This is a genomic window from Pseudomonas sp. PB3P13, assembly GCF_054897735.1.
The window spans coordinates 535,047-561,282 of record NZ_CM142702.1 but is presented as its reverse complement, the minus strand read 5'-3'; the positions used below and the strand labels follow the sequence as shown (position 1 = coordinate 561,282).

Here is a 26,236-nt window from a genome sequence, read left to right as displayed (position 1 = left end):
TCACTTTGCAGGCACATCGCGCACTGCTGTTAGCTTGCGGCTTGAAGCTTGCCGTCTGCAGCTGCGTCGTTTACTGCGGACTGGCACGAGTACTGGAGAGCAACGTTTTCAAACTCGCCGCCTTAGGTTTGACGAGCCAGAAACGACGCAAATAATCATCGAGGTTTTCAGCGAGGTTACGACCCCACTCGCTGTCGGTTTCCTCGACGTATTCGTCCAGCACGCGTTGCAGGTGGCTGCGATAGGCTTCCATCGCTTCGCCACTGATCCGCTGGATTTCCACCAGTTCGTGGTTGACCCGGTCAACGAAAGTGTTGTCCTGATCGAGCACGTAGGCGAAACCGCCGGTCATGCCTGAGCCGAAGTTGTAACCGGTCTTGCCCAGCACGCAGACGAAACCACCGGTCATGTATTCGCAGCAGTGATCGCCGGTGCCTTCCACCACGGTGTGAGCACCGGAGTTACGGACTGCGAAACGCTCGCCCGCGGTGCCCGCGGCGAACAGCTTGCCGCCGGTGGCGCCGTAGAGGCAGGTGTTGCCGATGATGGCGCTGTCCTGAGTCTTGTAGATGCTGCCCTTCGGCGGAACGATGACCAGTTTGCCGCCGGTCATGCCCTTGCCAACGTAGTCATTGGCGTCGCCTTCCAGGTACATGTGCAGGCCGCCGGCGTTCCATACACCGAAGCTCTGGCCCGCGGTGCCTTTGAAGCGGAACGTGATCGGTGCGTTGGCCATGCCCTGGTTGCCATGCTTGCGCGCGATTTCCCCGGAGATCCGCGCGCCGATGGAACGGTCGCAGTTGCAGATATCCAGGGCAAAATCGGCGCCGCACATGTCGTTGATCGCCGAGGTCGCCAAGCCGACCATCTTCTCGGCCAGCAAGCCCTTGTCGAACGGCGGGTTGCGCTCGACCTGGCAGAACTGTGGTTTGTCCGCCGGGATGTGATCGCTGCCGAGCAACGGCGTCAGGTCCAGATGATTCTGCTTGGCGGTCTGGCCTTCGAGGATTTCCAGCAGATCGGTACGCCCGATCAACTCTTCGAGGGAGCGCACACCCAGTTTCGCCAGCCACTCACGGGTCTCTTCGGCGACGTAGGTGAAGAAATTCACCACCATGTCGACGGTGCCGATGTAGTGGTCCTTGCGCAGCTTCTCGTTCTGGGTCGCAACGCCCGTGGCGCAGTTGTTCAGGTGGCAGATGCGCAGGTATTTGCAGCCCAGCGCGATCATCGGCGCAGTGCCGAAGCCGAAGCTTTCAGCGCCGAGGATGGCCGCCTTGATCACGTCGAGGCCGGTTTTCAAACCGCCGTCGGTTTGCACCCGGACTTTGCCGCGCAGGTCGTTGCCACGCAGGGTCTGGTGAGTTTCGGCCAAACCGAGTTCCCACGGCGCGCCGGCATATTTGATCGAAGTCAGCGGCGATGCACCGGTGCCGCCGTCGTAACCGGAGATGGTGATCAAGTCCGCGTAGGCCTTGGCCACACCGGCCGCGATGGTACCGACGCCCGCTTCCGCGACCAGTTTCACCGAAACCAGCGCCTGCGGATTGACTTGTTTCAAGTCGAAAATCAGCTGCGACAAGTCTTCAATCGAATAGATGTCGTGGTGCGGCGGTGGCGAAATCAGAGTCACGCCCGGCACCGCATAACGCAGCTTGGCGATCAGGCCGTTGACCTTGCCGCCCGGCAATTGACCGCCCTCGCCAGGCTTGGCGCCTTGAGCGACCTTGATCTGCAGCACTTCAGCGTTGACCAGGTATTCCGGGGTCACCCCGAAACGGCCGGTGGCAACTTGCTTGATTTTCGAGCTCTTGATGGTGCCGTAGCGCGCCGGGTCTTCGCCGCCTTCGCCGGAGTTGGAGCGCGCGCCGAGGCGGTTCATCGCTTCAGCCAGGGCTTCGTGAGCTTCCGGCGACAGCGCTCCCAACGAGATGCCGGCCGAGTCGAAGCGCTTGAGTACCGACTCCAGCGGTTCGATCTCGCTGATGTCCAGCGCGGTGTCGAGGGTTTTGACCTTGAACAGGTCGCGGATCATCGACACCGGGCGGTTGTCCACCAGCGCTGTGTATTCCTTGAACTTGCTGTAGTCGCCTTGCTGCACAGCAGCTTGCAGGGTGTTGACCACGTCCGGGTTGTAGGCGTGATATTCGCCACCGTGGACGAACTTCAGCAATCCGCCCTGCTGGATCGGCTTGCGCGGGCTCCAGGCTTCGGTGGCCAGCGCTTTCTGCTCGGCTTCGATGTCGACGAAACGCGCGCCTTTGATGCGGCTCGGCACGCCACGAAAGCTCAGGTCGCAAACCTCTTCAGACAGGCCGATGGCTTCGAACAGCTGAGCACCCCGGTACGAAGCGATGGTGGAAATACCCATCTTCGACAGGATCTTCAGCAGGCCTTTGGTAATGCCTTTGCGGTAGTTCTTGAACACTTCATAGAGGTCGCCCAGCACTTCGCCGGTGCGGATCAGGTCGCCCAGCACTTCGTACGCCAGGAACGGATAAACCGCCGAGGCGCCGAAGCCGATCAATACCGCGAAATGATGCGGATCGCGGGCAGTGGCGGTTTCCACAAGGATATTGGAATCGCAACGCAGGCCTTTTTCGGTTAAACGGTGATGCACCGCGCCGGTGGCCAGGGAAGCGTGAATCGGCAACTTGCCCGGGGCGATGTGACGGTCGCTCAGCACAATCTGGGTGCGACCGGCGCGCACGGCTTCTTCAGCCTGATCGGCGACATTGCGCACCGCCGCTTCAAGGCCGACGCTTTCGTCGTAGTTGAGGTCGATGACCTGACGCTCGAAGCCCGGACGATCAAGGTTCATCAGCGAGCGCCACTTGGCCGGGGAAATGACCGGCGAGCTGAGGATCACGCGCGAGGCGTGTTCCGGCGACTCCTGGAAAATGTTGCGCTCGGCACCGAGGCAGATTTCCAGCGACATGACGATGGCTTCACGCAACGGGTCAATCGGCGGGTTGGTCACCTGCGCGAACTGCTGACGGAAGTAATCGTATGGCGTGCGCACGCGCTGGGACAGCACGGCCATCGGCGTGTCGTCGCCCATCGAACCGACGGCTTCGTAGCCTTGCTCGCCGAGCGGACGCAGCACCTGGTCGCGCTCCTCGAACGTGACCTGATACATCTTCATGTACTGCTTGAGCCGGTCGACATCGTAGAAAGCCGAACCGTGGTCGTTGTCTTCCATGGTCGCCTGAATACGCAGGGCATTCTTGCGCAGCCATTGTTTGTACGGATGACGCGACTTCAGGCGGTTGTCGATAGCATCAGTGTCGAGGATCTGACCGGTTTCGGTGTCCACGGCAAAGATCTGGCCCGGTCCGACACGGCCTTTGGCAATCACGTCTTCAGGCTGGTAATTCCAGACACCGATTTCCGAGGCGAGCGTGATGAAACCGTTTTTGGTGGTCACCCAACGCGCCGGGCGCAGACCGTTACGGTCGAGCAGGCACACCGCGTAGCGACCATCGGTCATTACCACGCCGGCAGGACCGTCCCACGGCTCCATGTGCATCGAGTTGTATTCGTAAAACGCACGCAGGTCCGGGTCCATGGTTTCGACGTTCTGCCACGCAGGCGGAATGATCATCCGCACGCCGCGGAACAGGTCGATGCCACCGGTGACCATCAACTCGAGCATGTTGTCCATGCTCGATGAGTCGGAACCGACGCGGTTCACCAGCGGGCCGAGTTCTTCCAGATCCATCAGATCGTTGGTGAACTTGGTGCGACGGGCTTGAGCCCAGTTGCGGTTGCCGGTGATGGTGTTGATTTCGCCGTTGTGGGCGAGGAAGCGGAATGGCTGAGCCAGCGGCCATTTCGGCAGCGTATTGGTGGAAAAGCGCTGGTGGAATACGCAAATCGAGGTTTGCAGGCGCTGATCGCTGAGGTCTGGATAGAAGGCGGTCAGGTCCGCCGGCATCATCAGACCCTTATAAATGATGGTCTTGTGAGAAAAGCTGCAGATGTAGTGATCGACGTCGGCGGCATTGGCCACGGACGAACGACGACGGGCGCTGAACAACTTGATCGCCATGTCCTGATCACTCAGGCCTTCACCGCCGATGAACACCTGTTCGATCAGCGGCAGGCGCTCGTGAGCCAGTCGACCGAGGACGCTGGTATCGATCGGCACTTTGCGCCAGCCGAACAGCGTCAGGCCTTCGGCCAGAATCTCGCGGTTCATGTTCTCGCGAGCGGCCTCGGCTTTGACCGGATCCTGATTGAAAAAGACCATGCCCACGGCGTATTGCCTGGGCAGTTCTGCACCGAAGGTTTCCTGGGCGATGGCTCGCAAAAACACATCCGGCTTTTGAATCAGCAGACCGCAACCGTCACCGGTCTTGCCGTCGGCGTTGATCCCACCGCGGTGGGTCATGCAGGTCAGGGCCTCGATGGCCGTTTGCAAAAGGGTATGACTAGGCTCGCCCTGCATATGGGCAATCAGGCCGAAACCACAGTTATCCTTGAATTCATCTGGTTGGTACAGACCTGCTTTCATAGACACTTTCTCACCAGGCTGCCTCTTTTCGAGGCAAATTTCTTTTCAATTCAACCACTTGCAATCCGCGCCGAACGTACGCCGGCTTAGCGGGGGCAAAAGGGTGGTCATTGTACACAGCGACACAGACGCTCACAAATTTGACGACGAACTGTCGCAAATCCATGTCGCATTTGTGAAAGGTTTAAAGCGATCTGCTGTGCTAGTCAAAACTTTTTTAGTTCTGACCGCAACGACTCAAAGACTACTGTGACGCAGACACCACAACGCACGCGGCCCGAGAGTCGCATGCATTGCAGAAATTTTGAGGTGCCGGGAGAGGCGGCCTGGGTAAGGCCGCCGAATCTTCAGCGAGTTGTTGCCAGTTCCTGTTGGACGCTGGCGACAGTGCGAGGCCAAGGTTTACCAGCCTGAACCTTCGCTGGCAAGGCCTTGATGGCGCTGAGGGCTGCATCGCGGCTGCCGAAGCTGCCGTAGGTGATGACGTAAAGCGGTTTGCCGTTGAGCACTTTCTTGAAATAACGGTACTCGCCGCCCTGCTCTTTCACGAAGTTTTGCGCAGAGGCTTCGGAGCTGGTGCCGAGGATCTGCACCACGTAGTTGCTGGTTGGCTGGCCCGCGTACCAGGTGCCGCCGGCAGCCTTGGCCACAGTGGTCGGCTTCTCGGCAGGTTTGGCAGCGGCGGCGGGTGCCGGAGCGGGCTTGGCGGCAGGCGCCGGGATTGGCGCTGGCTTGGCCGTCGCAATTTGCGTTGGCGCCGGGGTCGGTGCCGGTGTCGGCTTGGCGGCAGGTGCAGTTGGCGCAGGGCCGGCCGGAATGCCGGCAGGCGGAGCGGTGGTGGTCACGGTTGGCGGCGTGTCGCTTGAGCCTTCCACCGGTACACCGTCGTCGCCTTCGGTGATGCCACCCGCCGCTTCGGCCAGCGGACCACGCATGACTGGCTGCGAGTTGCCAACCAACGGCAATGGCATCGGTTGCGAGTTACCGGCAAATTCGACAGCGGGAGCACCGCCGTCGTTTTGTTGTGGCGTGCCCTGACCCAGCGGCAGCTGCGCCTGTTCATTGGCAGGAGCGCCAGTGGTCGGTGCTTTGCTGCGACCCGGCATCAACCAGGCGGCGGCTACCGCGACCACGACTACGGCGGAAATCGCCAATACGTGTTTCTTCGGCATGTTGAACCCCATACTTGGACGCTTGACCGCTGAGCGGCTGGCAATCATGACTTCGATCAGTGCATCGCGAGCGACCTGGTTGATGTTGCCCGGCCAGCCGTCGGAGCTTTCGTGAATATCAGAGATCTGATCTGCGGTGAAAAGTTCGATACCCCGACCGGCACCTTCGAGGCGCTGATCCAGGTACTCACGGGTTTCTTCTTCGGTGTACGGCTGCAGTTCGATAATGTGGAAGCGCTCTTCTTCAAGGCTCAGCGCCTCCAGCTGAGCGATCAGCGACGACTCGCCGAACAGGAACACATGCGGGCGACCTTCCGGCGCACCTGCGGCCAGTTCCATCAACGCTTCGAGCGCGGATTCGTCGAGTTGCTCGGCGTCGTCCACCAGCAGATAGACTTCCTGCCCCGTCAAGGCCAGCTGAACCACCTGAGAGAGGATAGGGCCGATCTCTGCCTGAGCGACGTTCAACGCCTGCGCCACCTGGCGCAGCACGCCAGCCGCATCACCGGCGCCACGGGCGGAGACCACCACGCTTTGCACCGATTGCTTGTTGGTACTGGCCACAAGCGCCTGACGCAGCAGAGTCTTGCCGCTGCCATGCGGACCGGTCACCACCAGCAATAGCTGGCTGTAACGAGCCAGGTGATGCAGCTGCCCGAGCACCGGTTTACGCTGGGCCGGGAAAAACTTGAAGCCAGGCACCCGTGGAGCGAAAGGGTCGTGACTCAACTGGAAATGGCCGAGGAAAGCCTCGTCGGCATGCAAACTAGTCATCGGGATCTATTAACCTTTAAGCTGAGCCAGAGCGCGGTAATCCGCTTCCAGCGTGGCCTGTAAAACTTCTTTCGGATAATCGTCGGTCACCACCGCTTCGCCCATGTGGCGCAGCAGCACCAGGCGCAAACGACCGTCGATCACTTTCTTGTCAATTGCCATGTGTTCGAGGAAATCGGCTGGGGTCATTTCTTCAGGCGGAACCACGGGCAGACCGGCACGTTGAAACAGACGGATGCCGCGATCACGCTCTTGCTCGCTGATCCAGCCCAGGCGCGTCGACATTTCCAGCGCCATGACGGTGCCAGCAGCCACCGCCTCACCATGCAGCCACACACCATAGCCCATGTGCGTCTCGATGGCGTGCCCGAAGGTATGGCCCAGATTCAACGTAGCCCGTACACCGGTTTCCTTCTCGTCGGCACCGACCACTTCAGCCTTGGCCGCGCAAGAACGCTCGATGGCATGGGTCAGAGCAACCTGATCCAAAGCTCGCAGGCGATCAACATTCTCTTCGAGCCAGGTCAGGAAAGGCTCATCGCATATCAAGCCGTATTTGATGACTTCCGCCAGCCCGGCCGACAGTTCGCGAGCAGGCAAGGTGTTGAGTGTGGCGGTGTCGATCAGCACAACGTTCGGCTGATAGAACGCGCCGACCATGTTCTTGCCCAGCGGATGATTGATGCCGGTTTTGCCACCCACCGACGAATCGACCTGTGACAACAGTGTGGTCGGGACCTGAATGAAATCGACGCCGCGCTGATAGCACGCAGCGGCAAAACCTGCCATGTCGCCGATGACGCCGCCACCGAGGGCAATCACCGTGGTACGACGATCGTGCCGTGCGGTCAGCAAGCCGTCGAATATCAGTTGCAGGGTTTCCCAGGTCTTGAATGATTCGCCGTCGGGCAGCACTACGCAAACCACCGAAAACTGCTCAAGGCTGCGGGTCAGACGCTCGAGGTACAACGGCGCTACGGTTTCGTTGGAGATGATCGCCACTTGCCGCCCGCGAATATGCGGAGCCAGTAGCTCAGGCTGATCCAACAGACCTTCGCCAATATGAATCGGGTAGCTGCGCTCGCCTAGATCGACCTTGAGTGTCTGCATGTGTCCCCACAGTGAAGATGGAATCAGGCGTGTCCTGCCCGGAAAATCGAATGTCTACGGCATCTGCCGGTGCCACGCCGTTGTCAGCCCACCGCCAAAACGTCGAACCGGCCTGGCGGGACGCCGAGAATAGCGCATTTCACGCTGCGCTTTAACGCGGCGGCAGTTGCTGCAGGCGGTCTAGAATATCAAGCACTACCATTCTCGGCGGCCGCTCATCGGTTTCCACCACCAGGTCGGCGATTTCCCGATAAAGCGGGTCGCGAAGCTCCAGCAGATCTCTGAGGGTTTTGGCGGGATCGGCTGTACGCAGCAACGGCCGGTTACGGTCACGGGCAGTCCGCCCGACTTGCTGTTCGACTGAGGCATGCAGATAAACCACTCGACCACCGGCATGCAGCGCCCGGCGATTGGCCTCACGCATCACGGCACCGCCACCGGTCGCCAGGACCACGCCATCACACGTGCACAGCTCGGCAATCATTGCCTGCTCGCGATCGCGAAAGCCCGGTTCGCCTTCCTTATCGAAGATCCACGGGATATTGGCGCCCGTGCGCAATTCAATTTCCTTATCGGAATCTTTGAACGGCAGGCGCAGCTCTTTGGCCAACAACCGGCCGATGGTGCTTTTTCCAGCCCCCATCGGTCCAACAAGAATCAAATTTCGCACAGAATCAATGACTCACAGCAATCGCCTGATTGTTCATGATACGCGGAGTGAGAAATACCAGCAGCTCGGATTTTTTCTCCGAAACCACGTCACGCCGGAAAAGGCGGCCAAGATACGGCACATCACCGAGAAATGGCACCTTATCTACAACCTTGCTCTGAGTATTGGAGAAAACACCGCCAATCACGATGGTCTCGCCATCATTCACAAGAACCTTGGCGTTGACTTCGTTTTTCTTGATGGGCGGCACGTCCTGCACCTTGTTCAGATAATCCGGCTCATCCTTGGTGACCTTGACCTCCATGATGATGCGGTTATCCGGGGTGATTTGCGGCGTCACCTCCAAAGACAGGGATGCTTCCTTGAACGACACCGAAGTGGCGCCGCTGGAGCTGGCTTCCTGATACGGAATCTCCGTGCCCTTGAGGATTTTCGCGGTTTCCTTGTCGGACGTGACTACCTTGGGTTGCGAGACGATTTCGCCGTTGCCGGTCTTTTCCATCGCCGTCAGCTCCAGGTCGAGCAGTACATTGTCCGTGATGAAGGCAATGCCGATCCCCGAGGTACTGCCCGAGGTCCCCAGGTCAACGAACGGCGTGTTCGTGCCGGTGCTGCCCGGCGTGCCAATAGTGGTGGAAGAGCCATCGACTCCGGAACCGTTCCAGTTGCCTTTTTGCACCGAACCACCCCAGCGCACGCCCAGGCTCTTGTCGTAATCAACGTTCGCTTCGACGATCCGCGCTTCGATCATCACCTGCCGCACCGGAATATCCAGTTGCGCGACGATGCGGCGCAGCTCGTCCAGGCGATCCTGGGTCTGGTAGGCAATGATGTTGTTGGTGCGCTCATCCACGGTAATCGAACCGCGCTCGTCAACCTTCGCTTCGGCACTGGTCACTGACTGGAACAACTTGGCGATATCGGCTGCCTTGGCGTAATTGACCTGCAGCAGTTCACGGCGCAGCGGCGCCAGGTCGGCGATCTGTTTCTGTGATTCCAGCTCCTGACGCTCACGGGCCGCGATTTCCTCTGCCGGCGCAACGAGCAGAACATTGCCAATCTTGCGTTTATCCAGACCCTTGGTTTTCAGCACCAGGTCCAGCGCCTGATCCCATGGCACATTCTGCAAGCGCAGCGTAATGCCGCCCTGCACTGTGTCGCTGGCCACCAGATTGAGATTGGTGAAATCGGCGATCAGCTGCAGCACGGAACGTACATCAATGTCCTGGAAGTTCAGCGAAAGCTTTTCGCCCGTATAGGCAAACCGCTCGGTGTTACGCTTCTGCAAGTCGTCGACGGTCATCGGGCGAATGCTGACGGTCAGCTTGTTGTCGGTTTGATAAGTGGAGTAGTCGAAGGCACCACTGGGTTCGATGGTGATCGTGGCGCGGTCACCCGTGGCGCTGGCATTGACGAACTGCACCGGAGTCGCGAAGTCCTTCACGTCCAGGCGCACCCGCAGCGGCTCGGGCAATTGCGTACGGGTGAAACCGAGGACGATCTTGCCATCGCGCTCTTGAATATCCGGGGCAATGGACGGGTCGGACAGGTCAATGACCACGTTCCCTTCACCTTGGGTGCCGCGTTGAAAATCGACACCACGAATGGCCTTGGCCACCGGTGCATACGTTCTGGCCGGGACGGCGACGAGGGTAGCCGCGCGCGACACCGCCGATGTGGCGGCAGGCCGGGCGGCCGTGGTACCGGCACCCCGCCCGATGACCACAAACAGATTATTGCCCTCGACACGCGAGGTGTAGGGCGCCGGTTGCGTGAGGTTGATGATCAACCGCGTGCGATCCTTGGCCTCCACGACCGTGGCGCTACGAGCATTGCCGGCACCGAGGTCGCGAGTCTTGCTGACCAGTTGACTGACCACGCCGGGCAGATCAAGGGCGATACGTGCGGGTTGTTCAGTCGTGTAGCCGTGCGGTGCCGGTGGCGCACTATCGAACGACAACTTCAACTCGACGCGATCCCCCGGCAGCGCGGCGACGTCCAGCGCTTTGAGGTTGGCCGCTTGTGCCATCGGTGACTGCAACGCTATCCATAGCGAAACCCCGAGGGCGGTGAAAATCCTGATCATTATTCGAGTTCCACTATGAGTGCTCTTTCAAAGGGATGGTTCGCGGCCGTTCCAGCCAGGCGCCTTCGCCATCCGGAACGATTTCTACCACATCGACTTGCGAGCCGCTGATGGCGACGATGCGCCCATCATTGCGACCCAGATAGTCGCCAACTTTCAACCGATGCACACCCCCTGCCCCGCGCAACAACGCAAAGGAGCCAGCGGCATTGGAGATCGTACCGACCATTTCAAACTGCTCGATGTTAAAACCTTCGAGGTATTGCCTGGCCCGATCGGGATCGGGTTTGACGTTTCGCGAGCCTGCCTTCCGACCGGCGATGTCCACCCGCACCTGACGGGAAAACGGGCTGCGCAGGTTTGAAGCGCTGTAGGTGAACGTCGGGTAGGACTGAAAGACAGGTGTGGGTTCGATCTTGCCCGGGGCGCGCAGCCGCACCTCGTTCATGTACGCGTCAAGGTCGTTGAAGTCACTGCCGCCGTCACAACCGGCGAGACTCAGCACCAAGAAGATCAACGTCAAGGCTCGAATCGGGCTCATTCTTGCAGCCCTTTGTCGTTGTAGCGATAGGTCTTGGCGAGGATGCTCATGCGCAGTTTCGAGCCACCTTCGGGATTGGCGGCTGCGATGTCGAAATCATGCAACGTGACGATCCGCGGCAACCCGGCCACACCACTGACGAAAGTGGCCAGGTCGTGATAGGCGCCTGTGACGGTGATCTGGATCGGCAATTCGATGTAGAACTGCTGAGTGACCTCCGGCAGCAATTTGATCTCTTCGAATTCCAGGCCACTGCCCAACCCCGTGCGGGTGATGTCCTCAAGCAAACCGGGCACTTCGGTGTCGCTGGGCAATTGCCGCAACAGCACACCAAATGAGTTCTCCATTTCTTTCATCTGCTGGACATACCGCTCCAGATTCGCCGCCATGTGCGCTTTGTTGGCGAATTGCATTCGAAGCGTCGACTCTTCTTCGCGTTTGAGATCAAGCTGGGTTTCAAGGTCGCTGACGGAAAAGTTGTAGCCCAGCGCCAACACCAGAACCGCCAGCCCAATACACGCCAGCGCTTTGATGGCAGGCGGCCAGGAGCCCATGTTGTTGGTGTCCAGATCGTTGATGTCGATCTTGCGCAGCCCTTCGAACCATTGGGCCAGACTCATTGAGCAGCCTCCACGGCGGCGGGCTGGGTCTGACGCACTGTCAATTGAAAGACGTTCGCCTGGTCCAGTTGCCCGGCGGTGGTCGCCTTGACCTCGGTGAGGGTGGGAGCATCGAACCAGTCCGATGCGTCGAGATTGCGCATCAGGTCGGAAACGCGATTGTTGGACTCTGCCGCGCCTGTGACAGAAAGGGTTTTGCCGTCCATTTTCACTTCGGTGAAATACACGCCGTCCGGCAAGGTCCGCGCCAACTGGTCGAAGATTCGCCCACTGATCGGCCGGTTACCCTGAAGATCCTGGATGATGCGCATGCGCTCGACCAGTTGCTGGCGCCGAGCCTTCAGTTCGCTGATCTGTTTGATACGTTCATCGACCACGGTGATTTGTTTGCCAATGTAATCGTTTCGGGCAATCTGCCGGTCAATGGCATCGCTGATGGCCCTGTCCGCGATCAGTATCGCCCCGACCGCGCCCACCAATACACCGGCGAGTGCCAGTAAAAAGCGTTTACGGCGCTCTTCGCGCAGTTCGTCGCGCCAGGGTAAAAGATTGATCCGCGCCATCAGTCGAAACTCCTCAGCGCAAGTCCGCAGGCGATCATCAATGCCGGAGCGTCGCTGGCCAGGGCCCCCGCGTTGACTTTGCTGCCAAGTGTCATATCGGCAAACGGGTTGGCCACTTGAGTCGGTGTGCCCAAACGCTGTTCGATCATCCGATCCAGACCGGGGACGGACGCAGTGCCGCCCGCCAGCAAAATGTGATCGACCGCATTGTACTGCCCGGAGGCAAAGAAAAACTGCAACGAGCGCGACACTTGCTGCACCACCGCGTCACGAAACGGCTGCAACACTTCGCTGACGTAATCGTCCGGCAAGCCACCCTGCTTCTTTGCGAGCCCTGCCTGCTCGACGGTCAGGCCGTAACGCCGCTGGATCTCTTCCGTCAATTGGCGCCCCCCGAACAGCTGTTCGCGGGTGTAGATGATTCGACCGTTGTGCAACACGCTGAGGGTGGTCATGGTGGCGCCGATATCGACTATGGCAACCGTCAGGAGCGTCTGGGCAGCGCCCAGGTGACCGGCGAACAAACCAAAAGAACGCTCCAGCGCGTAAGCCTCGACATCCACCACACGAGCGGTCAGCCCGGCCAGCGCCAGCGCGGCTTCGCGGACTTCGACGTTCTCTTTGCGGCACGCGGCCAGCAGCACGTTGACCCGCTCCGGATTGCGCGCAGAAGGCCCCTGGACTTCGAAGTCGATGGCGACTTCGTCCAGCGGATAAGGAATGTATTGATCCGCCTCGATCTTCAGCTGGTTTTCCATTTCATCGTCGGAAAGACCTGCGTCCATCTCGATGGTTTTGGTGATGACAGCAGACCCTGCGACCGCAACGGCGACGTTCTTGAGACTGGTCTTGGCCTTGAGCAACACGCGCGCCAATGCCTGCCCCACTCCGTCGAGTTCGGCAATGTTCTTCTCGACGACGGCGCTGGCGGGCAACGGCTCCACGGCATAGGCCTCGACCCGGTAACGGTCGCCGTGGCGGCTCAACTCCAGAAGCTTCACCGACGTGGAACTGATGTCGATACCCAGAAGCGTATTGGCCTTTTTATTGAAGAGTCCTAGCACTACCAATTCCCTATGACTTTCCGTGAGTTACGGACTCTGAATCGCCCATTGTGTTCAATCCGCCCGTCTTGACATCAGCGCAAATGACGCTCGCGCTGGAAAAACTGCTTATAATGCCCAGCGATTTTTTCCGCTTTTTATTACGAGCGCGGGCCGTTCTTCTTTTTACCTGAACGCCTGATGCCACACTCATTTTTCACCCTGGATATCTCAAAGCCTTGATTCGTCTGCTGAAGTTTTTCGGTTGGTCCATCGTCGCCGTATTCTGCGGACTGCTCCTTGGTCTAAGCGGCGCGTTTCTTTACCTTAGCCCTGGATTGCCGTCAGTGGAGACACTGAGAAGCATTCAGTTGCAGATCCCGCTGCGCGTGTACAGCAGCGACGACAAGTTAATCGCAGAATTTGGCGAAATGCGCCGCACTCCGATCCGGTTCGCCGACATTCCCCCCAATTTCATTAATGCGTTACTAAGTGCTGAAGACGACAACTTTGCCAATCACTACGGTGTCGATCCAGGCAGTTTGATGCGTGCGGCGACACAATTGGTAAAAAGCGGACACATTCAGTCGGGCGGTAGCACCATCACCATGCAAGTGGCGAAGAATTTCTTCCTCACCAGCGAGCGCAGCTTCTCACGCAAGACGACTGAAATCCTCCTGGCGCTGCAGATCGAACGGCAGCTGACCAAGGACGAAATCCTCGAGTTGTACGTCAACAAGATCTATCTGGGCAACCGGGCCTACGGCATCGAAGCGGCGGCGCAGGTGTATTACGGCAAATCGATTCGCGATGTCAGCCTGGCGCAGATGGCGATGATCGCCGGCCTGCCCAAGGCCCCGTCGCGCTTCAACCCGCTGGCCAACCCGGCACGCAGCAAGGAGCGTCGCGACTGGATTCTGGGGCGCATGTACAAGCTTGGCAAGATCACCGAAGCCGACTACACCACCGCTATCAATGAGCCACTAAACGCCAGTTATCACGTACCGACGCCGGAAGTGAACGCGCCCTACATCGCTGAAATGGCTCGCGCCGAAATGGTCGGTCGCTATGGGAGCGATGCCTATACCGAGGGTTTCCGCGTCACCACCACCGTGCCGAGCAACCTTCAGGAAATGGCCAATACCGCACTCCACGAAGGGCTGATGACTTACGATCAGCGCCACGGTTATCGCGGCCCCGAATCGCGCCTGCCGGGCAAAACCCGTGAAGCCTGGGCGGCCGAGCTGACCAAGCAACGCACGATCAGCAGCCTCGAGCCGGCCATCGTGCTCCAGGTTGAAAAGAACGGCCTGCAAGTGTTGACCCGCACCGGCGAGCAACACGTCAGCTGGGACACCATGAAATGGGCGCGGCCGTTCCTCAACACCAACAGCATGGGCCCCAACCCGAAGCAGCCTGCTGATGTCGCGCAGGTCGGCGACCTGGTTCGCGTACAGCGTCAGCCGGACAACTCGCTCAAGTTCAGCCAGATTCCGCAAGCGCAAGGTGCGCTGGTGTCGCTTGATCCGCAAAACGGCGCCATTCGTTCGCTGGTCGGCGGTTTCGCTTTCGAGCAGAGCAACTACAACCGTGCGCTGCAGGCAAAGCGTCAGCCGGGCTCGAGTTTCAAGCCATTCGTTTACAGCGCGGCGCTGGACAATGGCTACACGGCGGCCAGCCTGGTAAACGATGCGCCGATCGTGTTCGTCGACGAATACCTCGACAAGGTCTGGCGCCCGAAGAATGATACCAACACGTTCCTTGGCCCGATCCGCCTGCGCGAAGGGCTGTACAAGTCGCGCAACCTGGTTTCGATCCGTCTGGTACAGGCGCTGGGCATCGATCGCACCATCGACTACATCAGCAAGTTCGGTTTCAACAAACAGGACTTGCCGCGCAACCTGTCGCTGGCGCTGGGTACTGCAACCCTGACACCGATGGAAATCGCCACTGGCTGGAGCACTTTTGCCAACGGCGGTTACAAAATCACTCCCTATATCATCGACAAGATCGACAGCCGCAACGGCGACACCTTGTTCGTGGCCAATCCGCCAAGCGTGCCGAAAGGCGAGGTTGCTGCAGATGGCATTGCCGCGCCGGCAGCCGACGCCTTTACGGTCAATGCAGCGTCTGATGCCACACCGGGTGCACCGGCGGCGCCAGCGCCTGTCGTGGCCGAGCGCATTGTCGATGGCCGCACCACATACATCCTCAACAGCATGCTCGAAGACGTGATCAAACTCGGTACCGGCCGCCGCGCACTGGCGCTGGGTCGCAGCGACATCGCGGGCAAGACCGGTACGACCAACGAGTCCAAAGACGCCTGGTTCTCGGGTTACAACGCCGATTACGTGACCACGGTCTGGACCGGCTTCGATCAGCCTGAAAGCCTGGGTCGTCGTGAGTTCGGCGGCACCGTGGCACTGCCGATCTGGATGAACTACATGGCTGCCGCGCTCAAGGACAAGCCGCCACACACGCTGGCAGAGCCGGAGGGCTTGTTAAGTCTGCGGGTTGATCCGGTCAGCGGCCGCGCCGCGACGCCTGGCACACCGGGGGCGTATTTTGAGCTGTTCAAGGCTGAAGACACGCCGCCGTCGGCCAGTGAGCTGGGCAGCGGAAGCGTGCCGGGCAGCCCGTTGCCGGCGGATGAAGTGGCGCCGATCGATTTGTTTTAGGGAAGCAGCGGCAAGCGGCAAGCAGAAGCTGAACACTTAGCTTTTAGCTTTTAGCTTGAAGCTTGAAGCTTGAATCTTGAATCTTGCAGCTGCAGCCCCCTCCCATAAAAAAACCCAGCACCAGGCTGGGTTTTTTATGCGCGCTGCTTTTATCCGTTGAACACGTCATCCACGCTTTTCAGCGGGTAATTCTTCGGATACGGCAGGGTCGCCACCCCGGTCTCGATTGCGGCTTTGGCCACGGCATCGGAGATCAGGGTGATCAGACGGGCATCCATTGGCTTGGGAATGATGTACTCACGACCGAATTCCAGCTTGATGCCGCCGTAGGCGTCGCAGACTTCCTGAGGGACTGGCAGTTTGGCCAGTTCACGCAGGGCGTTGGCCGCTGCCACTTTCATTTCTTCGTTGATGCGCTTGGCGCGAACGTCCAGAGCACCACGGAAGATGAACGGGAAGCCCAATACGTTGTTGACCTGGTTCGGGTAGTCCGAACGGCCGGTCGCCATGATCACGTCGCTACGGGTAGCGTGAGCCAGCTCCGGGGAGATTTCCGGATCCGGGTTCGAGCAGGCGAACACGATCGGGTTGGCCGCCATGGATTTCAGGCCTTCGGGGCTGAGCAGGTTCGGCCCGGACAGGCCAACGAACACGTCAGCACCGGCAAGTGCGTCAGCCAGGGTGCGCTTCTCGGTCGCGTGGGCGAAAACAGCTTTGTACTGGTTCAGGTCATCACGGCCGGAGTGAATCACACCGGTACGGTCAACCATGTAGATGTTTTCGATGTTGGCACCCATGCTCACCAGCAGTTTCATGCAGGAGATGGCAGCTGCACCAGCGCCCAGGCAAACGATTTTGGCTTCAGCGAGGGTTTTGCCGGCGATTTCCAGGGCGTTGATCATGCCGGCCGCGGTGACGATCGCGGTGCCGTGCTGGTCATCGTGGAATACCGGGATGTCGCACTGCTCGATCAGAGCGCGCTCGATCTCAAAGCACTCAGGTGCCTTGATGTCTTCCAGATTGATACCACCGAAGGTGATGGAAATACGTTTGACGGTGTCGATGAAGGCTTGCGGGCTTTCGGAATCGACTTCGATGTCGAAAACGTCGATGCCGGCAAAGCGCTTGAACAGCACGCCTTTACCTTCCATGACTGGCTTGGAGGCCAATGGACCGAGGTTACCCAGGCCCAGAATCGCGGTGCCATCGGAAATGACTGCAACCAGGTTGCCCTTGCCGGTGTATTTGTAGGCCAGTTCAGGATCGCGGGCGATTTCGCGTACTGGTTCGGCTACGCCGGGGCTGTAAGCCAGCGACAGGTCGCGGGCGGTAGCGGTGGCCTTGGTGAGCTCGACACTCAGCTTACCTGGACGAGGATGGGCGTGATATTCGAGAGCGGCAGTTTTCAAATCAGACATGTGGGCATTCCGCTTTTACTGTTGGACAGACTGGTCAGCGAGGATACGCGCCTCGCAAAGTCCCCACAAGACTGGCCAGTCACCCCTGTCAAGCGCCCGCCCTTCAGACTTTGGGCCAAGAGCCACGAAACACAAGGGCTGGACTGTTCACAATCAGAGATAAAAATGTCTACAATTTTTATTTCTGCTCGCCATCAATCATCGCCGGATCCGTCAATGGCAGCAGCCACCGCGCTTGCCCGGGTTTTAATCCGCCGCGTCGCGAACGATCGACAATCCATCCACGCGCCTCGACTTGCCTGCCTTTGAGTCGCTCAAGCGCGGCCATGTCGAACTTCCCTGACACATTGGGTGCCACGCGCAATACAACCGAGTCCTGCAACTCGATCCAGATACCGCCCCGATTGCGTTGAATACTGCTCACCCGACCGCTGAGCACGGCGAAACCTGAAGCGCTGATCTGCCCGGATTTCACCACCGGCGACTGCCGCCAGACACCGAGCCCGGCCTGACGCGCAGTGCGTTCCGCCGCTTGCTGACAGGCGACCAGGTCGACATTCGGTGCCACGGCCACTTGAAAGCCCAAGCCTTCGGCGAGCATCTGCGCTTCCAGATTGTTGCCATCGGAACCGTAGAGATGGGCCAGGGTTCGACCGTAATGGTCCTTGCTTTCTTTACCCGCAAGCAGACCGAGCCGCCCATCGCTGGCGGCCACCAGGGCTTCCAGACGTTTGCGCGCCACGACGGCGAACGGCTCGTCGGAACGGCCCTTCTTGCCGAGCTCGGGCGTATTCAAACCGATCATGCGCACGCTGCGACCATCGCTCAGACGCACCGTGTCACCATCCACCACGCGCTGCACCGTCACAGGCACCAGGCCGGTCGGGGTCGGGCAGAAGGCCTGGGCGTTGGAAAGCCAAATCGCGGACACAAAAAAGGCGCCCGCGAGGGACGCCTTTTTCAACAGCAAGGAAAAGCCCACCGGGCCTTTCAACCTTACTCTGCAGCAGCAGGAGCTTTGGCTTTGCCAAAAGCACCGAAACGGTCTGCGAAGCGCTGTACACGGCCGCCAGTATCCAGAGTTTTCTGCTTACCGGTGTAGAACGGGTGGCACTCGTTGCATACGTCAGTACCCAGTGGCTTGCACAGGTTCGAACGAGTTTCGAACTTGTTACCGCAGCTGCAAGTGACTTCGATGGTTTCGTACGCTGGATGGATATCGGCTTTCATGGTGTATTCCTCAGGCTAGCGTGCCGCCACTCAACACTATTGTTGAATACCGCACGTAATTAGGCCGCGGATTCTACCAGACAATGCTGTTCGCGCAAGCTGTCGCTTCTACCGACCGTCTGCTAGGCTCCCGACCTGATACCCGCTGCCACAATCAATCTGCATTCGACTTCCATTACTGTCCGTTTATAGAGATCCCCCCGCGTGCCCGACGCCATTTTGCGCCTTGCCTTGCCTTCGCCGCTGCGCCGCCTGTTCGATTACCGCGCCCCGGCCGGAGTCCTGCGCGACCAGTTGCACCCCGGCATGCGCTTGCGGGTGCCGTTCGGCCGGCGCGAGATGATCGGGATTCTGGTGGAGGTCGCCGACACCAGCGAGGTCCCGGCGCAAAAGCTCAAGCCCGCGCTGGCGCTGCTCGACGCCACCCCGCCGCTGCCAGCGGCGCTGTTCAAGCTCTGTTTGTGGACGTCCCAGTATTATCAGCACAGCCTGGGCGACACGTTGAGTTGGGCGCTGCCGGTATTGCTGCGCCAGGGCGAACTGGCCGAAGCCCGGCAGGAACGCTTCTGGTCTGCCGCCCCCGGCGCCAGCCTCGATGACCCGCGTATCGCCCGCGCACCGCGCCAGCGTGAAGCCTTGGGTACGCTGGCGCAGCACCCCCATGGCGTCGCCCATCAGTTGCTCAGCAAACTGATGCTGAGCAAGGACAGCCTTGATCTGTTGCTGGCCAAAGGGCTGGTACAGGTGGAAATCCGAAAACATGCCCCCGGCGCCCGGCACGAACACTGGCTGGCCCAGCCGGAGCTGCCCCTCAACCCGGAACAGCGCGCCGCTTATGAAGCGATTCGCGCCGGATTCGACAGTTATCACGCGTTTCTGCTGGCCGGCGTCACCGGCAGCGGCAAGACCGAAGTCTATTTGCAGCTGATTCGCGAGACCCTTGAAGCGGGCAAACAAGCCTTGGTGTTGATCCCGGAAATCAACCTCGGCCCACAGACACTGGCGCGTTTCGAACAACGCTTCAACGCGCGCATTGCGCTGATCCACTCGGCGGTCAACGATCGCGAACGCCTGGACGCCTGGCTCGCCGCCCGCGATGGCGATGCCGATATCATTATCGGCACCCGCTCCGCACTGTTCACGCCAATGAAAAATCCCGGCCTTATCATCATCGATGAAGAGCATGACGGCTCCTATAAACAGCAGGAAGGCCTGCGCTATCACGCTCGTGATCTGGCCCTGGTCCGCGCCCGGCAGGAAAACATCCCGATTGTGCTCGGTTCTGCCACGCCTTCGCTGGAAAGCCTGCATAACGCCTACACTGGCCGGTACGGATTGCTACGCCTGAACGAGCGCGCGGGCGGTGCCAAGCAACCGCGGTTCCTGCGTCTGGATGTGAAAAGTCGTCCGCTCGACAGCGGCATCTCCGGACCGATGCAGCAAGCTATCGGTCAGACGCTCGCCGCAGGCCAGCAGGTTCTGGTGTTCCTCAACCGCCGCGGTTTTGCCCCGACGTTGTTGTGCCACGACTGCGGCTGGATGTCCGAATGCCAACGTTGCGATGCGCGCATGACCGTGCACCAGCGCTCCGCTGAACTGCGTTGCCACCATTGCGGCTACGTCGAACGCGTGCCCCGTCATTGTCCGAAATGCAACAAAGTGGATCTGCGCCCGGTTGGCGCTGGCACGGAGCGCGCTGAAGAACGATTGGCCATTCTGTTTCCGGACTTTCCTGTATTGCGGGTCGATCGCGACAGCACCTCGCGCAAGGACGCGATGAATCAGCTGTTCGCGACCATTCAAAAAGGCCATCCGTGCATATTGGTCGGCACGCAAATGCTCGCCAAAGGCCACCATTTTCCACGGGTGACGCTGGTGTCGATTCTCGACGCCGACGGTGGATTGTTCTCCGGCGACTTTCGCGCCAGTGAACGCATGGCGCAACTGATTGTGCAGGTCGCGGGCCGTGCAGGACGCGCTGAAGAACCGGGCAGAGTGATCATTCAGACGCATCTGGCCGACCATCCGTTGCTGGTGCAGTTGACCGAACAAGGCTATTTCGCCTTCGCCGAACAAGCGCTCAGCGAGCGCCGTTCGGCCGGCCTGCCGCCGTTTTCGCACCTGGCACTGCTTCGCGCAGAGGCGCACAAACCCGGGCAGGCTGAAAGCTTTCTCGATGAGGCGTGCAGCGAGGCCGAGCGCTTGCTGGCCGAGCAGAATCTGACCGGTATCGAGTTGCTGGGGCCAGTGCCGGCGCCGATGGAGCGCCGAGCCGGGCGATATCGTGCACAGTTGTTGCTGCAAGCCACAGCCCGGGCGCCGCTGCATCGATTGCTCGCCAGTTGGCTGCTGGCGCTGGAGCAAATGCCGAGCGGGCGCGCGGTGCGCTGGTCGCTGGATGTCGACCCTGTGGATTTGTATTGATTTCAACATCGCCATCGCGAGCAGGCTCGCTCCCACAATGGGTCTGTGGTGTTCATTGGTTTTGTGATTGACGCCTATCCCCTGTGGGAGCGAGCCTGCTCGCGATGGGACCCGGTTTGTCACCACATATCCACAACCTGCCCGCTATAGTTGGCAAGCCCGCGTTCGCAACGGATAATGCCCAGTTTTTCCACCAGCGCATTGAAGCGCCGCCGCGCTTGCGGTCGAAAGAGAAGACCATGAAAGACACCATTCGCCAGCTGATCCAACAAGCCATCACCCAACTCGTCAACGAAGGTGTGTTGCCTGAAGGCCTGTCGCCGGCGATCCAGGTGGAAAACTCCCGCGACAAGAAAAACGGCGATTTCGCCAGCAACATCGCCATGATGCTGGCTAAACCGGCGGGCATGAAACCTCGCGATCTGGCCGAGAAAATCATTGCCGCGCTGCCGGCCGACGAAAACGTCGCCAAAGCCGAAATCGCCGGTCCGGGCTTCCTCAATTTCTTCCAGAACACTCAGGCTCTTGCCAGCCGTCTCGACGCCGCACTGGCTGACGGGCACATTGGCGTGCGCAAGGCCGGTCCGGCACAACGCACCGTGGTCGATCTGTCCGCACCCAACCTGGCCAAAGAAATGCACGTCGGCCATCTGCGCTCGACCATCATTGGCGACGGAGTTGCCCGCGTTCTCGAGTTTTTGGGCGACGAAGTGATCCGGCAGAACCACGTGGGGGACTGGGGCACCCAGTTCGGCATGCTGATGGCGTACCTGCAGGACAATCCAATCACCAGCGACGAGCTGGCGGACCTGGAAAACTTTTACCGCGCCGCCAAGCAACGCTTCGACGAATCCACCGAATTTGCCGACCGCGCCCGTGGTCTGGTGGTCAAGCTGCAAGCCGGCGATGCCGATTGCCTGGCCTTGTGGAGCAAATTCAAAGATATCTCGCTGTCGCACTGCCAGAAAATCTACGAACTGCTCAACGTCAAACTGACCATGGCCGACGTGATGGGCGAAAGCGCTTACAACGACGACCTGGTCAATGTGGTGAACGACCTCAAGGCTGCCGGCATGCTGGTCGAAAGCAACGGCGCGCAGTGCGTGTTCCTCGACGAGTTCAAGAACGCCGATGGCGATCCGCTGCCGGTGATCATCGTCAAGGCTGATGGCGGCTACCTGTACGCCACCACTGACCTGGCAGCCGTGCGCTACCGCAGCGGCAAGCTGAAGGCGGATCGCGCGCTGTATTTCGTCGATCAGCGTCAGGCGCTGCACTTCCAGCAAGTGTTCGCCCTGGCCCGCAAGGCCGGCTTCGTGACCCATCCCATGGAAATGGAACACATGGGCTTCGGCACCATGAACGGCGCTGATGGCCGCCCTTTCAAAACCCGCGACGGCGGCACCGTGAAGCTGATCGACCTGCTGACCGAAGCCCAGGAACGCGCTTACGCCCTGGTAAAGGATAAAAACCCCGAACTGGCCGAAGCCGAACTGCGCAACATCGCCAAAGTCGTGGGCATTGGCGCGGTGAAGTACGCTGACCTGTCCAAGCACCGCACCAGCGACTACAGCTTCAACTTCGACCTGATGCTGAATTTCGAAGGCAACACCGCGCCGTACCTGCTGTATGCCTACACCCGCGTGGCCGGCGTATTCCGCAAACTCGGCAAGGATTTCAGCGAAGTCGAAGGGCAGATCGTCCTCGAAGCGACGCACGAACACGAACTGGCCGCCAAACTGGCGCAATTGGGCGAGGTGCTCAACAACGTCTGCGACAAAGGCACGCCGCACATTCTGTGCACCTACCTGTACGATGTCGCCGGCCTGTTCTCCAGCTTCTACGAGAACTGCCCGATCCTCAGCGCTGAAACCCCGGAGCAAATGCAAAGCCGTCTGCGCCTTGCCGCGCTGACCGGCCGCACCCTCAAGCAAGGCCTGGAACTCTTGGGTCTGGAAACACTGGAGCGTATGTAAGTTGGCTGCCAAGAAAAAACCTGCACCCAAGCGTGGCGCCAGCCGTTACCAAGCTCCTGCGAAGCAACCGATTCCGGGTTGGCTGTGGATGGCGATCGGCCTCACGGTCGGCGCGTTCCTCGTATTCCTGATGAAGCTGGAGCCGGGCAAGGGCAGCGAAAGCGTCAAGCGCGAGAAGATCGAGCAGCAGAAAGCGAGCAAGATTGCCGAGGCGAACAAGACTCCACCGAGCCCGACGCAACCGGTGAAGCCGAAGTACGACTTCTACACCTTGTTGCCGGAGTCCGAAGTCATCGTCCCGCCGGATGCCGTGCCGGAGAAAACCCCGCCGATGCCGGCCGTACCGACTACGCCGGTCACGCCTGCGGAAGCGGCGAAAATCGACACCGCGCGTGCACAGGCTGCACTGGCCGGCATCACCCCGCCGCCGGCCCCGCCTGTAGCGAAAGCGGCACCGGTGACCAGGTTTTTCCTGCAGGCCGGTTCGTTCCGCAAAGAGGCTGATGCCGACAAGGTACGTGCGCAGATTATCCTGCTCGGTCAGGCGGTAGCGGTTGAATCCGGAACCGTCAAAGACGAGACCTGGTATCGGGTTCTGGTCGGGCCGTTCAGCAACCGTGAGCAATTGACCACGGCACAGAAACAACTGGCCGGCGCGGGTTTTAGCAACCTTTTGCTACAACAACGCCAGAACCGCTGACTGATATTGCTGGCCACCCAAATTTGAGGTGAGCCACAACCCTGTGGTGAGGGGATTTATCCCCGTTCGGCTGCGAGGCAGTCGCAAAACTGTTGTTCGCGGTGTATCTGATACGCCGCGACCGCAGCTTCCAGGGCCGCTTCGCGACCCAACGGGGATAAATTCCCTCACCACAGTCATCACTCGCCGCTCGTCTCTCTGCGCTCTCGTCGGTTGAAATCCTCTCCACCACCCCCATATGAGTTGGCATAAGGCATTTTCGCCCCGCTGCGTGGAGACTCTCCCTTGACCACCATCGTTTCAGTTCGCCGCCACGGCAAAGTCGTCATGGGCGGCGACGGCCAGGTTTCTCTCGGCAATACCGTGATGAAAGGCAATGCGAAAAAAGTTCGTCGCCTGTACCACGGGCAAGTCATTGCCGGTTTTGCCGGGGCTACCGCAGACGCCTTCACCCTTTTTGAACGATTTGAAGGCCAGCTCGAAAAACATCAGGGCCACCTCGTGCGCGCCGCCGTCGAGCTCGCCAAAGAATGGCGAACCGACCGCTCCCTCAGCCGCCTCGAAGCCATGCTCGCGGTCGCCAACAAGGATGCGTCGCTGATCATCACCGGTAACGGCGATGTCGTTGAGCCTGAAGAAGGCCTGATCGCCATGGGTTCCGGCGGCGGCTACGCTCAAGCGGCTGCAAGCGCCCTGCTCAAGCGTACCGATTTATCGGCCCGGGATATCGTTGAAACGGCGCTCGGCATTGCCGGCGACATCTGCGTTTTCACCAACCATACCTTTACCATTGAGGAGCAGGACCTCGCAGAAGAAGCCTGATTCGGCGTTAACGCCACGGCTCACTTTTGCTGGAGGACCGCAAATATTATGTCCATGACTCCCCGTGAAATCGTCCACGAACTCAATCGCCATATCATCGGCCAGGACGATGCCAAGCGCGCCGTCGCCATCGCCCTGCGTAATCGCTGGCGCCGGATGCAACTGCCGGAAGAATTGCGCGTTGAAGTCACGCCGAAGAACATTCTGATGATCGGCCCGACCGGTGTCGGTAAAACCGAAATCGCCCGTCGGTTGGCGAGACTGGCCAACGCGCCGTTCATCAAGGTCGAAGCAACCAAATTCACCGAAGTCGGCTATGTCGGGCGCGACGTCGAATCGATCATTCGTGACCTGGCCGACGCGGCCATCAAACTGTTTCGCGAACAGGAAATCACCAAGGTTCGCCACCGCGCCGAAGACGCCGCTGAAGAGCGCATCCTCGATGCGTTGCTGCCACCTGCCCGCATGGGCTTCAACAACGCAGACGCCGGGTCGCCGGCTGATTCCAACACCCGCCAACTGTTCCGCAAGCGCCTGCGCGAAGGGCAGCTGGATGACAAGGAAATAGAAATCGAAGTCGCCGAAATGGCCGGTGTCGATATCTCCGCGCCGCCAGGCATGGAAGAGATGACCAACCAATTGCAAAGCCTGTTCGCCAACATGGGCAAAGGCAAACGCAAGAGCCGCAAGCTCAAGGTCAAGGAAGCGCTGAAACTGGTGCGCGAGGAAGAAGCCGGGCGCCTGGTCAATGAAGAAGAGTTGAAGGCCAGGGCGCTGGAAGCGGTCGAGCAGCACGGCATCGTGTTCATCGACGAAATCGACAAAGTGGCCAAGCGCGGCAATGTTGGCGGCGCCGATGTCTCCCGCGAAGGCGTGCAACGTGATCTGCTGCCGCTGATCGAAGGCTGCACGGTCAACACCAAACTGGGCATGGTGAAGACCGACCACATTCTGTTCATCGCCTCCGGCGCCTTCCATTTGAGCAAGCCGAGCGATCTGGTGCCCGAACTGCAAGGCCGTCTGCCGATCCGTGTGGAACTCAAGGCGCTGACGCCGGGCGATTTCGAACGCATTCTCAGCGAGCCGCACGCCTCGCTCACGGAGCAATACTGCGCGCTGCTGAAAACTGAAGGCTTGATCATCGAATTCAAGCCGGATGGCATCAAACGGATCGCCGAGATTGCCTGGCAGGTCAACGAGAAGACCGAGAACATCGGTGCCCGTCGCCTGCACACCCTGCTCGAGCGTCTGCTCGAAGAGGTGTCGTTCAGCGCTGGGGATCTGGCCAGCGCGCATGACGAAAAAGCGATCATGATCGACGCCGAATACGTCAACAGCCACCTGGGTGAATTGGCCCAGAACGAAGACCTGTCGCGCTACATTCTGTAGAGCTGCAAGGCGCCAGCTACAAGCTGCAAGCCGATCAAGTTAAGCTTGCAGCTTGTAGCTTGCCGCCCGAGGCCGTTCCTATGATTCCCACCGACATCAAACTGCATACAGCATCGAAAACCCTTTCGCTCAAGTACGCGTCCGGCGAGGAATTTCACCTGCCCGCCGAATTCCTGCGCGTGCACTCTCCTTCCGCCGAGGTCCAGGGCCACGGCAAACCTGTCCTGCAATTTGGCAAGATCGGCGTCGGCCTGACCAAGGTCGAACCGGCCGGTCAGTACGCGCTTAAACTGACTTTCGACGACGGTCATGACAGCGGCCTGTTCACCTGGGAATACCTCTATCAGCTGGGTGTGCGCCAGGATGATCTGTGGAACGATTATCTTGGTGAATTGAAAGCCGCCGGGAAAACCCGCGATCCGAACGAGTCTGTCGTCAAGCTGATGCTCTAGTCCGAGCCTCTTGCTCTTTAGGGGGTATTTTCTAACTCCATTTGCTTGAATG

The 26,236-nt window shown here is 59.7% G+C and carries 19 protein-coding genes; 7 read left to right on the top strand and 12 right to left on the bottom strand.

What is annotated here, in order from left to right; translation table 11 throughout:
• Positions 1 to 70 precede the first annotated feature (70 nt).
• From gltB to ACYZT1_RS02560, 9 genes are all read right to left on the bottom strand, one after another.
• A complete protein-coding gene (gene gltB, locus ACYZT1_RS02600; protein WP_462017530.1) occupies positions 71 to 4,516 on the bottom strand; it encodes a glutamate synthase large subunit in 4,446 nt (1,481 codons plus the stop codon).
• A gap of 347 nt (positions 4,517 to 4,863) precedes the next feature.
• Positions 4,864 to 6,462 carry an AAA family ATPase gene (locus tag ACYZT1_RS02595; RefSeq protein WP_462017529.1) on the bottom strand — a complete coding sequence of 533 codons (1,599 nt, stop codon included), beginning with the start codon at positions 6,460 to 6,462 and terminating at the stop codon, positions 4,864 to 4,866.
• Positions 6,463 to 6,471: 9 nt separating this feature from the next.
• Positions 6,472 to 7,572: a 3-dehydroquinate synthase gene (aroB, locus tag ACYZT1_RS02590; RefSeq protein WP_462017528.1), complete on the bottom strand. Its 1,101-nt coding sequence runs from the start codon at positions 7,570 to 7,572 to the stop codon at positions 6,472 to 6,474.
• 151 nt (positions 7,573 to 7,723) lie between these two features.
• Positions 7,724 to 8,242, bottom strand: coding sequence for a shikimate kinase AroK (gene aroK, locus ACYZT1_RS02585; RefSeq protein WP_028621744.1), 519 nt, complete (start codon positions 8,240 to 8,242; stop codon positions 7,724 to 7,726).
• A 4-nt stretch (positions 8,243 to 8,246) separates the two neighbouring features.
• Positions 8,247 to 10,328, bottom strand: a complete 2,082-nt coding sequence (gene pilQ, locus ACYZT1_RS02580; protein WP_462017527.1) for a type IV pilus secretin PilQ — start codon at positions 10,326 to 10,328, stop codon at positions 8,247 to 8,249.
• A gap of 13 nt (positions 10,329 to 10,341) precedes the next feature.
• Positions 10,342 to 10,869 (bottom strand): pilus assembly protein PilP, encoded by a 528-nt coding sequence (locus tag ACYZT1_RS02575; protein ID WP_462017526.1) that lies wholly within the window; start codon positions 10,867 to 10,869, stop codon positions 10,342 to 10,344.
• Positions 10,866 to 11,489, bottom strand: coding sequence for a type 4a pilus biogenesis protein PilO (pilO, locus tag ACYZT1_RS02570; RefSeq protein ID WP_462017525.1), 624 nt, complete (start codon positions 11,487 to 11,489; stop codon positions 10,866 to 10,868). Before pilO ends, ACYZT1_RS02575 begins: the two co-directional genes overlap by 4 nt.
• A complete protein-coding gene (locus ACYZT1_RS02565; protein WP_462017524.1) occupies positions 11,486 to 12,052 on the bottom strand; it encodes a PilN domain-containing protein in 567 nt (188 codons plus the stop codon). Before ACYZT1_RS02565 ends, pilO begins: the two co-directional genes overlap by 4 nt.
• A complete protein-coding gene (locus ACYZT1_RS02560; protein ID WP_462017523.1) occupies positions 12,052 to 13,116 on the bottom strand; it encodes a pilus assembly protein PilM in 1,065 nt (354 codons plus the stop codon). Before ACYZT1_RS02560 ends, ACYZT1_RS02565 begins: the two co-directional genes overlap by 1 nt.
• Before the next feature lie 221 nt (positions 13,117 to 13,337).
• On the opposite strand from ACYZT1_RS02560, the gene ACYZT1_RS02555 reads away from it, so the two are divergent.
• Positions 13,338 to 15,773, top strand: coding sequence for a penicillin-binding protein 1A (locus ACYZT1_RS02555; protein WP_462019174.1), 2,436 nt, complete (start codon positions 13,338 to 13,340; stop codon positions 15,771 to 15,773).
• 149 nt (positions 15,774 to 15,922) lie between these two features.
• On the opposite strand, the gene ACYZT1_RS02550 is transcribed toward ACYZT1_RS02555, so the two are convergent.
• The 3 genes from ACYZT1_RS02550 to rpmE all read right to left on the bottom strand — a co-directional run bounded on the left by ACYZT1_RS02550 (position 15,923) and on the right by rpmE (position 18,421).
• Entirely contained in the window at positions 15,923 to 17,191 is a 1,269-nt protein-coding gene (locus tag ACYZT1_RS02550) for a malic enzyme-like NAD(P)-binding protein (protein ID WP_028621751.1), read from the bottom strand.
• 178 nt (positions 17,192 to 17,369) lie between these two features.
• Positions 17,370 to 18,161 (bottom strand): thermonuclease family protein, encoded by a 792-nt coding sequence (locus ACYZT1_RS02545; RefSeq protein WP_462019173.1) that lies wholly within the window; start codon positions 18,159 to 18,161, stop codon positions 17,370 to 17,372.
• A gap of 26 nt (positions 18,162 to 18,187) precedes the next feature.
• Positions 18,188 to 18,421: a 50S ribosomal protein L31 gene (gene rpmE, locus ACYZT1_RS02540; protein ID WP_028621753.1), complete on the bottom strand. Its 234-nt coding sequence runs from the start codon at positions 18,419 to 18,421 to the stop codon at positions 18,188 to 18,190.
• 204 nt (positions 18,422 to 18,625) lie between these two features.
• Here rpmE and ACYZT1_RS02535 point away from each other — a divergent pair, with 204 nt between their 5' ends.
• The 6 genes from ACYZT1_RS02535 (at position 18,626) to ACYZT1_RS02510 (ending at position 26,184) form a co-directional block, all read left to right on the top strand.
• Entirely contained in the window at positions 18,626 to 20,845 is a 2,220-nt protein-coding gene (locus tag ACYZT1_RS02535; RefSeq protein ID WP_462017522.1) for a primosomal protein N', read from the top strand.
• A gap of 239 nt (positions 20,846 to 21,084) precedes the next feature.
• Positions 21,085 to 22,821: an arginine--tRNA ligase gene (argS, locus tag ACYZT1_RS02530; RefSeq protein WP_462017521.1), complete on the top strand. Its 1,737-nt coding sequence runs from the start codon at positions 21,085 to 21,087 to the stop codon at positions 22,819 to 22,821.
• 1 nt (position 22,822) lies between these two features.
• A complete protein-coding gene (locus ACYZT1_RS02525) occupies positions 22,823 to 23,521 on the top strand; it encodes an SPOR domain-containing protein (RefSeq protein ID WP_462017520.1) in 699 nt (232 codons plus the stop codon).
• A gap of 285 nt (positions 23,522 to 23,806) precedes the next feature.
• Entirely contained in the window at positions 23,807 to 24,343 is a 537-nt protein-coding gene (gene hslV / locus ACYZT1_RS02520) for an ATP-dependent protease subunit HslV (RefSeq protein WP_461994629.1), read from the top strand.
• Positions 24,344 to 24,391: 48 nt separating this feature from the next.
• The gene (gene hslU / locus ACYZT1_RS02515) at positions 24,392 to 25,732 is read left to right on the top strand and encodes an ATP-dependent protease ATPase subunit HslU (RefSeq protein ID WP_462017519.1); all 1,341 of its coding nucleotides are present in this window, start codon (positions 24,392 to 24,394) and stop codon (positions 25,730 to 25,732) included.
• Positions 25,733 to 25,812: 80 nt separating this feature from the next.
• Positions 25,813 to 26,184, top strand: coding sequence for a gamma-butyrobetaine hydroxylase family protein (locus ACYZT1_RS02510; protein WP_462017518.1), 372 nt, complete (start codon positions 25,813 to 25,815; stop codon positions 26,182 to 26,184).
• Positions 26,185 to 26,236 lie beyond the last annotated feature (52 nt).